Source organism: Geothrix sp. 21YS21S-2 (assembly GCF_030846775.1).
Taxonomy (GTDB): Bacteria; Acidobacteriota; Holophagae; order Holophagales; family Holophagaceae; genus Mesoterricola.
In genome coordinates this window covers 278,679-294,124 of sequence record NZ_CP132910.1, presented here as the reverse complement: position 1 = coordinate 294,124, position 15,446 = coordinate 278,679, and the positions used below count along the sequence as shown (strand labels likewise).

At 69.9% G+C, this 15,446-nt stretch carries 11 protein-coding genes; 3 read left to right on the top strand and 8 right to left on the bottom strand.

Translation table 11 applies throughout. The annotated features are described in order from the left end of the window. Nucleotides 1-27: 27 nt before the first annotated feature. Complete coding sequence (locus tag RAH40_RS01315; RefSeq protein WP_306600243.1) at nt 28-435, bottom strand: DUF4019 domain-containing protein; 408 nt, start codon at nt 433-435, stop codon at nt 28-30. 11 nt (nt 436-446) lie between these two features. After that, on the bottom strand, nt 447-1,973 hold the full coding sequence (locus RAH40_RS01310; protein ID WP_306600242.1) for a hypothetical protein: 1,527 nt from the start codon (nt 1,971-1,973) through the stop codon (nt 447-449). Between the two features lie 162 nt (nt 1,974-2,135). Between RAH40_RS01310 and RAH40_RS01305 the strand changes: the two genes are divergently transcribed. Continuing rightward, the gene (locus tag RAH40_RS01305) at nt 2,136-3,509 is read left to right on the top strand and encodes a hypothetical protein (RefSeq protein WP_306600241.1); all 1,374 of its coding nucleotides are present in this window, start codon (nt 2,136-2,138) and stop codon (nt 3,507-3,509) included. 34 nt (nt 3,510-3,543) lie between these two features. Here the strand turns inward: RAH40_RS01305 and xdhC are convergent, their stop codons facing one another. The 5 genes from xdhC to RAH40_RS01280 all read right to left on the bottom strand — a co-directional run bounded on the left by xdhC (nt 3,544) and on the right by RAH40_RS01280 (nt 12,006). Next, the gene (gene xdhC / locus RAH40_RS01300) at nt 3,544-4,020 is read right to left on the bottom strand and encodes a xanthine dehydrogenase subunit XdhC (RefSeq protein ID WP_373432557.1); all 477 of its coding nucleotides are present in this window, start codon (nt 4,018-4,020) and stop codon (nt 3,544-3,546) included. Between the two features lie 13 nt (nt 4,021-4,033). Next, the gene (gene xdhB / locus RAH40_RS01295; RefSeq protein WP_306600239.1) at nt 4,034-4,915 is read right to left on the bottom strand and encodes a xanthine dehydrogenase FAD-binding subunit XdhB; all 882 of its coding nucleotides are present in this window, start codon (nt 4,913-4,915) and stop codon (nt 4,034-4,036) included. Further along, nucleotides 4,908-7,223 (bottom strand): xanthine dehydrogenase molybdenum-binding subunit XdhA, encoded by a 2,316-nt coding sequence (gene xdhA, locus RAH40_RS01290; protein ID WP_306600238.1) that lies wholly within the window; start codon nt 7,221-7,223, stop codon nt 4,908-4,910. The genes xdhB and xdhA overlap by 8 nt, the downstream gene beginning before the upstream one ends. Nucleotides 7,224-7,316: 93 nt before the next feature. Further along, a complete protein-coding gene (locus RAH40_RS01285; RefSeq protein WP_306600237.1) occupies nt 7,317-10,496 on the bottom strand; it encodes a two-component regulator propeller domain-containing protein in 3,180 nt (1,059 codons plus the stop codon). Between the two features lie 64 nt (nt 10,497-10,560). Next, nucleotides 10,561-12,006 (bottom strand): short-chain fatty acyl-CoA regulator family protein, encoded by a 1,446-nt coding sequence (locus RAH40_RS01280; RefSeq protein ID WP_306600236.1) that lies wholly within the window; start codon nt 12,004-12,006, stop codon nt 10,561-10,563. Nucleotides 12,007-12,149: 143 nt separating this feature from the next. Here RAH40_RS01280 and aceB point away from each other — a divergent pair, with 143 nt between their 5' ends. Together aceB and aceA are read left to right on the top strand one after the other, a co-directional pair. After that, the gene (gene aceB / locus RAH40_RS01275; protein WP_306600235.1) at nt 12,150-13,766 is read left to right on the top strand and encodes a malate synthase A; all 1,617 of its coding nucleotides are present in this window, start codon (nt 12,150-12,152) and stop codon (nt 13,764-13,766) included. Then, nucleotides 13,763-15,004, top strand: a complete 1,242-nt coding sequence (gene aceA, locus RAH40_RS01270; protein ID WP_306600234.1) for an isocitrate lyase — start codon at nt 13,763-13,765, stop codon at nt 15,002-15,004. The genes aceB and aceA overlap by 4 nt, the downstream gene beginning before the upstream one ends. A gap of 52 nt (nt 15,005-15,056) precedes the next feature. On the opposite strand, the gene RAH40_RS01265 is transcribed toward aceA, so the two are convergent. Continuing rightward, on the bottom strand, nt 15,057-15,317 hold the full coding sequence (locus tag RAH40_RS01265; protein WP_306600233.1) for a hypothetical protein: 261 nt from the start codon (nt 15,315-15,317) through the stop codon (nt 15,057-15,059). Nucleotides 15,318-15,446 lie beyond the last annotated feature (129 nt).

Sequence of the window (15,446 nt, the reverse complement as noted above, 5' to 3'; positions counted from 1 at the left end):
CCGGCCGGGAGGGGCCGTTCCGGAGCGCTACCTTATGAAGTAGCCGGACACCCTCCAGGCGCCGTCCTTCTCCTTCATGGGGGTGATGGTCTCCACGGCGGCCGCCTTGTTCTCGAAGCTGGTCTCGAACTGGATCACCACGTAGTCGCCGTCGGGGGCGCCGGGCAGGGTCTTCGTGGCGGTGGCGGATTTCAGCTTGCGCGAGAGGGTCCGGCCCAGGGGGGCCCGCACCGGGCGGAGGGCGGCTTCCCAGGAGGCCCTGGGGATGGCGAGGCGCAAGGAGGCCGCGCCCTCGTCCCAGCTCTCGGCGTACCGGCCGCCGTCGGTGAGGGCGAGCCAGGCCCTGGCCGCGTCCTGCGCCGGGACCGTGGCCGTGTCCTGGGGGCCGCATGCCGCGGGGAGTGCGAGAGCCAGAGCCAGGATGCCGAATTTCATGGGGTCCTCCTTCAATCGATGTTCAGTCCAGTATCCACCAGTCCGGCCTGCCTCAGCTCGCCTCTGCCCTGGAGGGCGACGCCGCCGCTGTTCCGGCCGCAGCCCCACAGCGACCCGTCCGCCTTGAGCACGTAGGTCTCCCCGCTGGTGACGGCCACGTCCACGGCGCCCTCGGCGAGCTTGCGGGGGCGGGTCACGGCCCCCTCAGCCTTCGGGAAGCCGGTCTGGGAGGACAGGTTCCAGCCCCAGGTCCAGACGCTTCCGTCCTTGCGCAGGAGCGCGGCGTGGTGGCCGTCCATGGCCAGGCGCTCCACGTCCGGGGCGATGCGCTGGGGCCGGGCGGCCTGGCCCTTGGTGCCGTGGCCGCACTGGCCCATGTTGTTGGCGCCCCAGGTCCAGAGGCTGCCGTCGGCCTTGACGACGGCCACCGGACCAATGTCGGCGGTGAAGACGGCGCGCACCCCGTCCATGATGAAGTAGGGGACCTTGCGCCGGCGCAGCACCCCGCCGTCGAGGAAGCCGTCCTCGCAGGCCTCGCCCCATCCCCACAGGCTCCCGTCGGTCTTCACGGCGTAGGCCGCGTCCCGGGCCAGGGCCACGGACACCACGTTCTCCATCACCTTCACCGGGGACCGCGCGAACGTGTCCGGGTGGCCGGGAACCTGGCCCGACAGGTTGGAGCCCCACACGTACAGCTCGTTCCGGTCCGTGATGGCCGCGGTGTTGGCGCGCTCGGCGACCACGTGCCGGACGTTGCGCAGGATGGGCGCCGGGTCGAACCAGCGGAAGGTGGCGTCGCCGATCCCCTGGCCCAGGCGGCCGCCGCTGTCGGCGCCGAAGCTGGAGAGGATGCCGGCCGCGTCGATGACGAAGAAGGCCCCCAGGGGCGCGCCCGGGGCCGCAACCGCGAAGCGCGCGCCGTCCCGGAGGTGCACGGGCCCCTTGGGGGGCGTGTCGTTGTCGCAGTATCGCTTGCCGTTGGCGTCAAGGGCGGGCCGGGGGTGGACCAGGGCCAGGCCGAGGCCCTGGAGGGTGCCGTCCCGGCGCCTCATGACCAGCGCGCCCGGGTAGTGGTCGCCCGGGAAGAGCGCGCCGGAAAGGCGCCAGCGGGAGGTGTCCGGGGGCCGCGCGTCGATGGGCGCCGAGGTCCCGCGCGCCGCGGCCTCCCGCTCGTGGAAGGCCGTGAAGGTTTTGCCCTCCGGCTCCACGACGACGTTGACGGTCCGGGAGTCCCCGATGACCGAGACGATGCACTGGTAGCCGCCCAGCTGCCCCGAGCAGAGGGGGACGCCCGAGGCCCCCAGGTCCACCAGGACCTTCCCCTTCTCGCGGAAGAAGCCCCGGTAGAGGTCCAGGACGGCGGGCGTGGCCAGCGACGTGGTGAACTGGAGGAGGATGGACTGGCTCCCGGCCCGGGCCCGGGAATGGTCCTGGGCCAGGACCACGCGCGCGTCGGCGGGGAGCGGGATCTCCCGGGGGAAGAGGTCCGGCACGGAAGCCGGGGCCAGGAGGAGGCAGCCAGCGATGAGGGGGAGCATCCCTGCAGGATACTCCCGGCGATGCCGGGGTGGGTGGCGACAATCCCCGACATGGTGGAGACTGGGGTCATTCCCCAGCTGGTCGTCCCGGAGTTCACCCCCATGCTGTTTCTGCCGCCTGTCCTGGAACAACCTGCCCCTTTGGCCTCCACCGGGCCTTGGGTGGAACGAAGCCAGGCGACCGAGGCCTCCCTTCGTGATCGCAAGCCCCTCCTGGCCTTCTTCGCCAAGGACGCCGCCCAACGGGAAGCGGTGGTTGCCTTCCTGGACACCGGCGAAGGGGCCAAGGTCCGCGCGTCCATGACGATCTGGCTTCCCATGCCGGAGGACCCTGCGGCTGCCGAAATGCTTGACCGCCTGCAGATCAGGTCCCGGCCAGGGCTGGTGGTGCTGGATGAGCGGGGAGCCAGGCCCCTGTGGGTGAGGCGTGGGGAGGAATGCGAACCCCTTGCTTCCGCATTCCAGGCTGCCCAGCCCCCGTTTGCGCGCCTCCTCCCGGGGGAGGCGGTGCAGGCCTGGATCGGACCTGGGCAGAAGCCGGACCCCTTCCTGGCCTTCGCCAAGGCCAGGTCCGGGAACCTGGGCGCCGGAGCCCTGGAACCTCACCGGACCTTCCTCGCGGGCCTCCTCTCCAATGGCCCCGAGCCGCTCAAGGGCTGGGCGGCAACGAGGCTGGTGGAGGCCGACGCGCCCATGAAGGCCTTCGAACCCGCGCCCTTCCCTCTTTTCCTCGAACTGGCCGCCGAGGACTACACCCTTCAGATGATTCCGCTCTACCGGAAGAATCAACGACCGGCCCCTCCCCCCTCCCCCTCCCTGGGAGAGACGGGGAACCTGCCGGCCCTTGCGCCCGTCCTGCCCGTCATCCGGCAACAGCTCCGCTCCGCCGACAAACCCGTGCTGGGCCGGGGAATGTTCGCAATCATGGCCAAGAACCTGCGCCAGGAGGACCGGGACTGGATCCTCCGCCAGTGGACCCTGTTCGTGCCCCAGATGCGTGAACGCCCGGCTTCGGAATCCGTCGTCTATCAGATGGCCGCGAATTGGCTCCTGTCCTACGGCATGGCGCCGGACTGGGACGCCTTCCTGGCGCCCGCCCATTCCGCATGGCAGGCGACGCTCAAGGAGTTGAGGAAAGCGGTACAGGCGGTTCCCGAAACGGGAAAGGCTCCCCTGGGCGTTCTCGAGGATCCCCCCGCCTTCCAGGCCGCGTTCGGGATCCCGAGGCAGGATGTGGTGGAGCTCGAGCCCGACTGGTCAGGCTCCCCCGCCCACCTGGCCCAGAAGGCCGCGGACGTGCCGTACCCGCGGGAGGCAGCCGCACGACTGATCACGGGATACGTCGCCGTGGAGTTCCTCGTCGGCACGCGGGGCGAGGTGCTGTGGGTGCGCCCCCTGCCCGGCTATCCTCTGGCCTTCCTGGGACCCACGGCCCTGGCCCACGGTGCCGGCCTGAAATTCAAGCCGGTCACCGTCGCGGGGAAGCCGGCGCCTTTCCATTTCGTGGCCCACCTCTGGTTCCGCATTCGCCGCTAGAGCAGGCAAACCCAGGCGGTTGGGATGTAAATGGTCAGGCCTCCGCCTCCCGCAAGGCCCTTTCCGCGGCGTCGATGATCTTCTGGTAGCCGGTGCACCGGCACAGGTGGCCGGAGAGTTCGCGGCGCACCTCGTCGTGGGTGAAGCGCCTGCCGCTCTCCACCATGGCGGTGGTGGAAAGGACCAGGCCGGGAGTGCAGAACCCGCACTGGATGGCGCCCTCCTCCACGAAGGCCTCCTGCACCGGGGACAGGTGGCCGTCCAGGGCGATGCCCTCGATGGTGGTGATGGCCTTGCCGTGGGCCCAGGCGGCGAGGTAGATGCAGGAGTTGACGGGGGTGCCGTCGATGAGCACGGTGCAGGCGCCGCACTCCCCCACGGAGCAGCCCTGCTTGACGCCGGTGAACTGGAGGCGGTCCCGCAGGACGTCCAGGAGGGACTCCCGGATGTCGATCTCGATCTGATGGGGCCGGCCGTTGACGGTCAGGGAGATCCTCTTCTGCACGGCCACTCCCGCGGAATTCTTAGTCAGCACAGCAACCTCCCCCACGCTTCACGGCTTCGGCGACGGCCCGCTGGGCCAGCACTTCGATGAGATGCTCCCGGTAGTCCTTGGAGGCCCGCCAGGAGGTTCGCGCCTTGGCGGGCTTCACCGCGAGGCGGGCGATCTCCTGCACGACCTCCAGGGTGATCTCCTTCCCCTTGGCGTAGGCCTCGGCCTCGAAGCACCGGATGGGCACCGGCGCGGCCACGCCCAGGCCGATGCGCAGGTCCACGAAGCGGTTCTCCCGCACCTTGCAGACCGCCGCCACGCCCAGGGTGGCGATGTCCATGGCCTTGCGCATGGCGTACTTGATGTAGTGTCCGCCCATGCCCTCGTAGCCTTCACGGGGGATCAGGACGGCGGTGAGCAGTTCTCCGGGGCGCAGGTTCACCTTGCCGGGACCGGCGTAGAAGTCGCCCATGGGGATGATGCGCTCGCCCGTGGCGGTCTCCAGCTTGAGCAGGGCGTCCAGGGCGAACAGCGTCGAGGCGCTGTCGGCGGACACCGCGCCGTTGCAGATGTTGCCTCCGATGGTGGCCACGTTGCGCACCTGGGGGCCGCCCATGGACACCGAGGCCTCGCCCAGCACGGGGACGTGCTTGCGGATCAGCTCGGACTGGAAGATCTTCGTGAAGGGCGCCATGGCCCCCACCGAGATCGTCCCGTCGCCCAGCATGACGATCTCCTCCAGGGCGTGGAGGTTCTTGAGGCTGAGCAGCCCGGCGCCCGCGAGGCTGCCGTGCTGGAGGCGGATGAGGACGTCGGTGCCGCCGGCGATGACCTTGAGGCCGGGGTTCTCCGCGAAGACGGCCTTGGCCTCCTCCAGGGTCACGGGTTCGTGAAGTTCGCAGATGTCAAACATGTTCGGCGCTCCTCTGGGCCAGCAGTCCCGCTTCCCGGAATTTCTCGAAAACCACCTGGGGATAGAGGGGGATCTTGTGGAAGGCCACGCCCGTGGCGTCGAGCACCGCGTTGCGCACGGCCGGGGCGGGGGAGATGACGGGGCACTCACCCAGGGACTTGGAGCCGAAGGAGCCCGCGGCGTCGAAGGTCTCCACGAAGGCGGCGTTGATCCTGGGCGTGTCCAGGATGGTGGGCAGCTTGTAGTCCAGGAGGTTGTTGTTGAGGGCCTTGCCGGTCTGGGGATCGAAGAGCATCTGCTCCAGGAGCGCTGCGCCCAGGGCCATGCTCACACCGCCGTGCACCTGGCCCTCGGCGAGCCTGGGGTTGATGATCGTGCCGGAGTCGTGGATGTTCCAGATCTCGGCGACCTCCACCTTGCCGGTCTCCATGTCCACCTCCACCTCAACGAAGGTGGCGCCGTAGGACATGGCGTTGATGCGGACGTTGGCGGAGGTGTCGCTGGTGATGGGGGCGGCCAGGAGGCGGTCGTAGTAGGCGTCCATGGCCACCTCCTCCAGGGAGCAGACCACGCGGCCCAGGGCCGTCTCCACGATCCGGCAGTCCCGGATGTCCATCTCGGCGGGGGCCAGGCCCGTGCGGCGCGCGGCCACCTCCAGCACCTTGTCCCGCACTTCCAGGGCGGCCTTGCGCACGGCGATGCCGGTGACGAAGGTCTGCCGGGAGGCGTAGGCTCCGGAATCGAAGGGCGTGATGTCCGTGTCCTGGGTGGTCACCACGTGGACCATGTCCATGGGCAGCCCCAGCACCTCGGCGGTGATCTGCGCGAAGACTGTGTCGCTGCCCTGGCCGATCTCGGTGGCCCCCACCTGCAGGGCGACGGAACCGTCCTGGTTCATGACGATGCGGGCGCCGGCCAGCTCCAGGGCCACGGGGTGCGTGCCCGAGGCGTAGGCGAACAGCGCCATGCCCATGCCGCGGCGCTTCGGGCCCTTCTGGTCCAGGTGGGCCTTCTTCTTCTCGTCCCACCGGATGAGCTCCATCCCCTTCTCGATGCACTGGGGGATGCCGAAGGAGCGCACCACGTTCTTCGTGAGGGGATCCTGGTGGCCCAGCTTGATGAGGTTCTTCCGGCGCAGCTCGATGGGGTCCATGCCCAGTTGGCGGGCGATGTCGTCCATGTGGCTTTCCAGGGCGAAGAAGATCTGGGGCGTGCCGTAGCCGCGCATGGCGCCGGCCACGGGGAGGTTGGTGTAGACCGTCTTCGGCTCGAATTTCACGGCGGGGAAATCATAGAGGGGCCTGAACTTCCCGCCCGCCGACATGGCGATGGAGTGGCCGTGGCTGGCGTAGGCGCCGGTGTTGCTCAGGAGCTGCACGTGGATGCCCTTGAGGGTGCCGTCCGAGTTGACGGCGGTCTTCATATGCAGCTTCATGGCGTGGCGGGTGCGGGTGTCGATGAAGACCTCCTCGCGCGTCATGCAGTAGCGCACGGGACGCCCGCCCGCGGCCAGGCTCATGGCCGCCGTCAGGGGCTCCACCACGACGTCCTGCTTGTTGCCGAAGCCGCCTCCGATGAAGGGCTTGATGACCTGGACCCGTCCCCACTTCAGGCCCAGGGCCTGGGCCACGATGCGCCGGACGATGTGGGGGATCTGGGTGGAGGAGTTGACCACCACCCGGCCGTCGGTGTCCACGAAGGCGAAGGCGCTCATGGACTCGATGTGGCAGTGCTGGACGATGCTGGTCTCGTAGTCGCCCTCGATGACGTGGTCGGCCTCCCGGAACCCGGCCTCCACGTCCCCGAACTGGACGCCGAAGGAGCTGACGATGTTGCCGGGGCGGTTGTCGTGGAGGAGGGGCGCGCCCTCCTTCATGGCGTCCTCGGCGGTGAGGACGTGGGGCAGGACCTCGTATTCGATGTCGATGAGATGGAGGGCCTTCTCGGCGGTGAGCAGGTCCTCGGCCACCACCGCGGCCACGGCGTCGCCCACGAAGCGGGCCTTGTCCGTGAGGATCAGGCGGTCCTCCACGTCCCGGTGGCCGGGGTCCAGGGACCAGGGGTGCCCGGCGGTGGCGAACTTGATCTTCGGCAGGTCCCGGGCGGTGAACACGGCCACCACGCCCGGCAGGGCCCGGGCCCTGGCCAGGTCCACGGACTTGACCACGGCGTGGGCGTGGGGGCTGCGCAGCACCTTGCCCACCAGCATGTCGCGCTCGAAGAAGTCGTCGGTGTACTTGGCCTTCCCTGTCACCTTGGCCACGGCGTCCAGCCTCTTGACGCTCTTGCCCACGATGTTGTGGTCCATTCGACACCTCGGAAGGGAGCGGAAACCCCCGTGTTGCTGGCAATTCCAAGTATGGAAGGAGCCGCGTCCTGATTCAATTTTTATTCAGGGCGGTCAATTTTTTTCAGCGAGAATGAGACCGTCTCCCGCCGGCAGGGCCGAGGGCACTTCCACGCAGAAGGCGCAGCCGCCCCCGGGCTGGTTCTCCACCCAGATCCGTCCGTGGTTGGCGTCCACCAGGTGCTTGACGATGCTGAGGCCCAGGCCGGACGAACTCTCCCCGCCGGTGGGGCGCGCCGAGAGCTTGGAGAACCGCCGGAAGAGATTGCCGCGCTCCGATTCCAGGACGCCGGGGCCCTGGTCGATGACGTCCAGCCGGGTCGTGGCGGGGCCCGGGACCACCCGGATCCGCAGCACCGCCCCGTGCGGCGAGAACTTGGAGGCGTTGGACAGGAGGTTGTCCAGGATCTGCCGCAGGTGGTTGGGGTCGGCCAGGATCCGGCCCGGGCCTCCGGCCCCCTCCATCACCAGCGTCTGGCCCTTGGCCTCCAGGCGCAGCCTGTAGAGGCTGGCCATGGGATCGAGGATCTCCTCGACGCCCAGGATGCGCACGCTGGGTTTCGACCTTCCGCTCTCGATGGCGTTGACGTCCAGGAACTCGTCGATGAGGGCGGTCATGTGGTGGGCCGAGGTGGCGATCTTGCGGACCCAGGGCTGGATTTCCGGCGGGCAGTCCTCCAGGTCCCCGGTGACGAGCCCGTCCGACACCAGGATGATCGTGTTGAGGGGGTTGCGCAGGTCGTGGGCGGCGATGCCCATGAACTGGGTCTTCTCCAGGTTCAGCAGGACCAGTTCCCGGTTCAGCTTCTCCTGTTCCTCCCGGCGCAGCTCGATCTCCCGGGTGGCTTCCCCGATGCGCTCCACGAGCTCCCGGTTGCGGTCGGCCAGGACCCGGGTGCGAAGGCGCAGGAGGGCCAGGACACCGCCTCCCAGAAGGACCGCGTAGGCGGCCCAGGCCAGGGGGCTGAACCAGGGCGGCGGCAGGATGCGGAAGGCGAAGCCCAGCGGCCCCGTCTGGTTCCCGGCGTAGTCCCGGGCCCACACCAGCATGGTGTAGCGGCCCGCGGGCAGGCTGGGGTACTGGGTGTAGGAGAGGGCGGACCAGTCCCCGGGGGCGTCCTGGAGGCCCTGGAGCTGGGTGCGGTAGACCGTGTCCTGCTCCCGGTGCCCGGTCAGGAGGCGGTACTCGAACCGGATGCCCTGGTCCTTGTGGGAAAGCTGCGCGTCCTGCGCCACGGAACGCCCCCGCACCACCGCCGAATCCCACACCAGGGGCTTGGGGACGAGATCCTGGGCGGCGGTCCCGGGCTCGAGCCAGGCCGGACCGTCCTCGGTCCCCACCCAGATGCGCCCGGAGCTGTCCCGGAAGAGCGACCCCTTGATGCACTCCATCCCCGGCAGGCCGTCCTCGGTGCTGAAGTTGTCCCAGGACCAGCCCCGGGCGGGGTCCACGCGGGCCACGCCCCGGGGACTGGACACGTAGACCCGGCCGGCGGCGTCCTGCACGAGGTCGTACACGAGATCCTGCCGCAGGGCCGGGGTGTTGCGGGTGGTGAAGGAACGGTGTCCGGCGGAGCCGCGGGGGTTCTCGAACTGGAGCACGCCCGATCCGAAGGTGCCCACCATCATTCCCGACGGCAGGCGGAGCATGGCGTGGACCCCCACCGGTGGGAAGGAGGCCTGGGCGCCGGGCGTCAGCCACGCATCCCCCTCCAGGCAGGCCAGGCCCTTGTCGGTGCCCACCCAGAGCCGCGGGCCGTCCACCTCCAGGCTGCGCACCGAGGGCCTGGGGTCTCCGGGCGGCGGCGGCACGTCCAGGAAGGTCCGGCCGTCCCACCGCACCAGCCCGCGGCTGGTGCCGATCCAGAGGATCCGCGTCCCCTTGGCGTCCCGCGTCCCGGCCAGCACCCGCACCGTGCCCTGGGGGAATCCGTCCTTTTCCGTCCAGAACCGGAACCGGCCCCCGGAGAACCGCCCGAGGCTGCCGCCGAAGCCGAACCATAGGTCCTGGTCTCCCGGGAACGCGAAGAGGCTGCGCATGGTCTCGCCCGCCGCATCCAGGTTGGGGCGGAAGATGGTGTAGACGCCCTTCTCCAGTCTGGCCAGATAGGTGTTGCCCATCCAGAGCACAGGCTGGCCCGTGGCGGGATTCCGGGTCTCGGCGAAACCCTGGACCCGCGGGTCCGCGTGGGGCCAGGGCACCGTCACGCGCCGCCACCCGCCCGAGTGGATGCGGAAGATGCCCTTGCCGTCCGACCCCGCCCAGAGGACGGAGCCGTCGGGGCCCCCCGGCGTGAACGCCAGGCAGCGGATGAAGTCGGACTGGAGGCCGCTGTGCGTGCCGCGCACGAGCCACTGGTCGCCGTGGATCTGGGCCATGCCGCCGCCGGAGGTGCCCACCCACATGGACCCGTCGGCTCCTGCCAGCAGGGCCCGGACGCTGGTGTTGCCCATATGCTCCTTCATGGGGAGCGCCTCGAGCCGGCCGCGGCGCCACCGGTACAGGCCGCCCTTCTCGGTGCCGATCCAGAGGCAGCGGGAGCCGTCGGGCTCCGTGGTCTCGGCAAGGGTGCGCACCAGCGGGTCCGCGAGGGACCCGTTGGCCTCGAAGGGGCGCCAGCGGCCCTGCTCCATGATCCAGACCCCGCGGGCCGAGCCGACCCAGAGGGCGCCCTCCCGCTCCAGGAGGCAGAAGGTCCTCTCTTCCGCCAGTTCTCCCCCGACGCGCTGCCAGGCGCCGTCCTGGTAGGCGACGATGCCCTTGCCGTGGGTGGCGCCGTAGAGGATCCGGCGGCCGGAGTGGTCCTGGCGGGAACTCTCGAGGATGCCGTTGACGTTGTTGATGGGCAGCCCGGACCGGTCGTCATGCGCCTTCCACGCGCCGTGGCGGTATTCCAGGTAGCCCTGGAACCGGGTCCCGATCCACATGCTGCCGTCGGAGGCGCACATCATGGAATTGGCGTTCACCAGGAGGGCGTAGCGGCTGGGGGGGCCCTCCACGCTCTTCCAGGTCTGGCCGTCGAACCGGGCCACGCCGGCCAGGGTGCCCGCCCAAAGGCGGCCCTCCCGGTCCGGTGCAAGGGCGTAGATGGCCATCTGGGGCACCCCGTCGGCCGCGTTGAACACGCGCACCGGACCGGCCCCCGGGGGCGCCCCCGCGATGGCTCCGGTGGCCAGGAGCAGCGCCAGGGCCATGCGCAAGGCGGCTGCAACGTTGGAACGGAATCCGGCCATGGGCACCCAGGGAAGATGTAGGGGAAAGCACCTGATTATCACGGCACTTTCCCCGGGTGCCTAGTCAGGATCCATCCCCCAGGTGGGCGAAGAAGCTGCTGCGCCTCACCCGCTCCTCCACCTGGATCCCCTGGTGCAGGGGCGGGAAGGCCCGCTGCTCGCAGTCGGCGCGGTCGCAGAGGCGGCAGGTGACCCCGATCGGCACGGGCGGCTGCTCGAGCATCAGCCCGTCCGAATACACCAGCTCGCGGGCGTGGGCGATCTCGCAGCCCAGGCCCAGGGCCTGCATGGCGTGCTGGCCGCGGTAGGTGCCGGTGTCCTTCTGGAGGGTGCGGGCGATGCAGAAGTACTTCACGCCGTCGGGCATCTCGCTGATCTGGGTGCGGATGAGGCCCGGGGTGAGGAACGACGCGTGGATGTTCCACCGGGGGCAGCACCCGGAGTACCGGGCGAAGCGGATGCCGGAGGCCGAGAAGCTCTTGGAAATGTTGCCGGCGATGTCGATGCGCAGGAAGTGGAAGGGAACGCCCTCCTCCCCGGGCCTGCGAAGGGTGGTGAGGCGGTGGCACACCTGCTCGAAGCTGGCCTCGAAGCGCCGGGAGAGCAGCTCGATGTCGTACCGCCCCGCGCGCACCGCCCGGAAGAAGGTCCCGTACGGCATGAGCACGGCCCCCGCGAAGTAGTTGGCCAGCGCCACCCGGGCCATGGCCCGCGTGGTCTCGTCCGTGACCAGGGGATCGTGGATGAGCTCGTCCAGGACCTCCCGGAGGGCCAGCAGGGCCCACTGGTGGGCCATCTGGAAGGCCCGGCTGCGCGGCGGCAGGAGCTCCGAGAGGCTGAGCACCCGGGTCTCCGGGTCGTAGCGGCGGAGGATGCCCGGGGCGTCCCCGGCGCGGTGGACCCGCACCTTCACGCCGTAGCCCTTGAAGACCTCGATCAGCCCGGTGTAGAGCAGGTCCTGGTCCAGGGAAGCCCGGCTCCAGAGGTCCTCCGCCGCCGCCTCAAGGGCCGGGAAGTAGTTCATGGACCGCTGGATGAAGTCGCCCGCCGCCTCCGAGGGCGGCAGGGTGGCGGGGGGCGCGTAGCCCTGGCCGTCGCTCAGCTGGTCCGAGAGGGTGTCCATCTGCCGGCGCCCCTCCCGGTAGGACTGGTAGAGGTAGAAGACGGCCCGGGCCAGGCCGGGGCAGCCCTGGGCCAGTTCGCGCACCTCCGAGGCCGGCAGGTCCAGGGTGTCGAACATGGGGTCCCCGAAGGCCTCCATGAGGTCCTCGGCCAGGCGCTGGTCCTCCTGGGGGGCGAAGCTCTTCAGGTCCACCTTGAAGGCGTGGGCCAGGTGGATGAGCAGGTTGGCCGTGAGGGGGCGCTTGTTGGCCTCGATGAGGTTCAGGTAGCTGGGGCTGATGGAGAGGCGCTCGGCCATCTGGACCTGGCTGAGGCCCTCCTGGCGGCGGAGGGCGCGCACCTTGGCCCCGAGCTTGGGGGCGGGCCTCTGGGCGGAGGTTTCGGGCATCGGGGTGGCCTTTACAAGATTTACAAATTCACGGACGGTCGCTTTGCCTTTTGTGACAAATCAACGGGTTGAATTTCAAAGAGATCTTGCGGTTCACCCAGATTAAGTCAATTTGTGACTGAGATCAATTCTCTGAGGTTCAAATGTCGACGAAGCTCCTTCCCGGAATGGCCTGGTCCACCTTCCCCTACCACGCGGACCCCACGATCCTCACCGACGGCGCCCTTGCCTTCCTCGAGGACCTCACCCGCTCCTTCCGCCCCGGCCTGGAGGTCCTGCTCCGGAACCGCGAGGTCCGCCAGGCCCGCTTCGACGCCGGCGAGCAGCCCGGGTTCCTCCCGGAGACCCGGGAGATCCGGCAGTCCGATTGGTTGGTTGCTCCCCTGCCCCCCCTCCTCCTGGACCGCCGCGTGGAGATCACCGGTCCCCCCGACCGGAAGATGCTCATCAACGCCCTCAACAGCGGAGCGCGGGTCTACATGGCCGACTTCGAGGACAGCCTCGCGCCCACCCTGGAGAACCTGGTCGAGGGCCAGCGCAACCTCGGCGAGGCGGTGCGCGGCACGCTCCGCTACCTGGATCCGCCCACCGGCAGGGTCTACGCCCTGGAGGAGCACGTGGCCACCCTCATGGTGCGCCCCCGCGGCCTCCACCTCCCCGAGCGCCACCTGGAGGTGGACGGGGAACCCATTCCGGCGAGCCTCTTCGACGCCGGCCTCTTCCTCTACCACAACGCCGGCGAGATCCTCGCCCGGGGCGGCACCCCCTGCCTCTACCTTCCCAAGCTCGAGCACCACCTGGAAGCCCGCTGGTGGAACCAGGTACTAGGCGCCGTCGAGGCGGAGCTGGGCCTGCCCCGGGGTTCCGTGCGCACCACCCTGCTCATCGAGACCCTCCCGGCGGCCTTCCAGATGGAGGAGATCCTCTTCGAGCACCGGGGGCGCGCGGCGGGCCTGAACCTGGGCCGGTGGGACTACATCTTCTCCTTCATCAAGACCCGGCGCATGAGCCCGGCCGCCATCCTCCCGGACCGGGGCCTCGTGCACATGGAGCAGCCGTTCCTGCGCGCCTACGCCCGGCTCCTGGTGCGCACCTGCCACCGCCGGGGCTGCCTGGCCCTGGGCGGCATGAGCGCCTTCGTGCCCTGCCGGGGCGACGAGGAAGGCACGGCCCTGGCCTTCGCCCAGGTGCGCGCCGACAAGCTGCGGGAGGTCCGGGACGGCTGCGACGGCACCTGGGTGGCCCACCCCGCCCTGGTGCCTGTCGCCCAGGCCCCCTTCGACGAGCACCTGGCCGGCCCCAACCAGCTGGACCGCATCCCCGGTCCCGTGGAGGCGGCCGAACTCCTGGCCGTGCCCGAGGGCGCGCGCACCGAGAAGGCCCTGCGCCACAACCTGAAGGTCGGCATCCGCTACCTGGAGTCCTGGCTCCGGGGCCAGGGCTGCGTGGCCCTCTACGGCCTCATGGAGGACGCCGCGACGGCCGAGATCTGCCGCATGCAGGTGTGGCAGTGGATCCGCCACGGCGCCGAAGTCGAGCACCTGGGGCAGCTGGATCGCCCCCTCTTCCACGCCTTCGTGGAGGACGCCCTGTTCCAGATCCGGGCGGAGGTCGGCGAAGCGGACTTCGCCGAGGGCCGGTTCATGGAGGCCTCGGACCTCTTCGAGACCCTCATCCTCGCCCGCGTCCCGCCCCCCTTCCTCACCCTTCCCGCCTACGACCTGCTCCTGGAGCCGGTCCCCTCCGAGGTGTCCCGATGATCACGCCCTTCGAATCCCGCTGGACCGGAATCCTCCGCCCCTACGAACCCAGCCAGGTGGAGCGCCTCCGGGGCACCGTCAAGGTGGCCCACACCCTCGCCCACCGCGGCGCCACGCGGTTCTGGGAGCTCATGAAGCTCGAGCCGTTCGTCCCGGCCCTGGGCGCCCTCAGCGGCGGCCAGGCCGTGCAGATGGCCAAGGCCGGCCTCAAGGCCATCTACTGTTCCGGCTGGCAGGTGGCGGCGGACGCCAACCTCTCGGGCCAGACCTACCCCGACCAGAGCCTCTACCCCGCCAACTCCGTGCCCGCGCTGGTCAAGCGCATCAACGGCGCCCTGCAGCGGGCCGACCAGATCGAGCACGCCGAGGGCGGCACCACCCGGGACTGGATGCTGCCCATCGTGGCGGACGCGGAAGCCGGGTTCGGCGGCCCCCTCAACGCCTTCGAGCTCATGAAGTCCATGATCGAGGCCGGCGCCGCAGCGGTGCACTTCGAGGACCAGCTGAGCAGCGAGAAGAAGTGCGGCCACCTCGGGGGCAAGGTCCTCCTGCCCACGGGCCAGTTCATCCGCACCCTGGTCGCGGCCCGGCTCGCCGCGGACGTCCTGGACGTGCCCACGGTCCTCGTGGCGCGCACCGACGCGGACTCCGCGATGCTCATCACCACCGACATCGACGAGCGGGACCGCCCCTTCCTCACCGGCGAACGCACCCCCGAGGGCTTCTTCCGCCTCAAGGGCGGCCTGGAGTGCGCCATCGCCCGGGGCCTGGCCTACGCCCCCTACGCCGACATGCTCTGGATGGAGACCTCCAGGCCCGACCTCGCCCAGGCCGAGGCCTTCGCCAAGGCCATCCACGCCGCCCATCCCGGCAAGGTCCTGGCCTACAACTGCTCCCCGTCCTTCAACTGGAAGAAGAACCTCACGGACGCCCAGATATCGGACTTCCAGCAGGAGCTGGGCAGGTTGGGCTACCGCTTCCAGTTCATCACCCTGGCGGGCTTCCACGCCCTCAACCACACGATGTTCGAGCTGGCCGACGCCTACCGGGACGAGGGCATGACCGCCTACGCCCGGCTCCAGACCGCGGAATTCGCGTCCGAACCCCGGGGCTACACCGCCACCCGCCACCAGCGGGAGGTGGGCACGGGATACTTCGATGCGGTCTCCGAGACCCTCAGCTCCGGCCTGGCCTCGACCCTCGCCCTCACCGGCAGCACGGAAGCGCACCAGTTCTGACCGTCCCCGGCCCGCCACGGACCCGGCGCACCGCGCCGGGTCCGCCGCGTACCTACCTCCTCAGCACCGAGGCCAGCCAGAGCGCCATGGCCACGAAGGCCCCCGACAGGACCAGGATCCCGCCCCAGGTCAGCCTCCGCTCCGGACTGCGGGAAGGCTGGTGCGCCACGGCTCCGAACAGGAACCCCGACAGGAAATCCACGCCCACGGAGGCGGGGGGCCGGGCATCGTGGTCCTGGAGCTGGATCAGGACGAGCTCCTCGTGCGGGTCGCCGGGCTGCCTCAGGCGGTAGGGGCTCGCGGACTTCTTCATGGCTCATCCTACTCCCGAACGGCTCCAGGATGCTGACGGCCGGGGCTGCGGAGATCCGGGAATTCCGGCGGGGTCCCGATAAGATGGTGCTGGTGGAGGGATCGTGAAACCAGGGCTGTCCAGGGATCG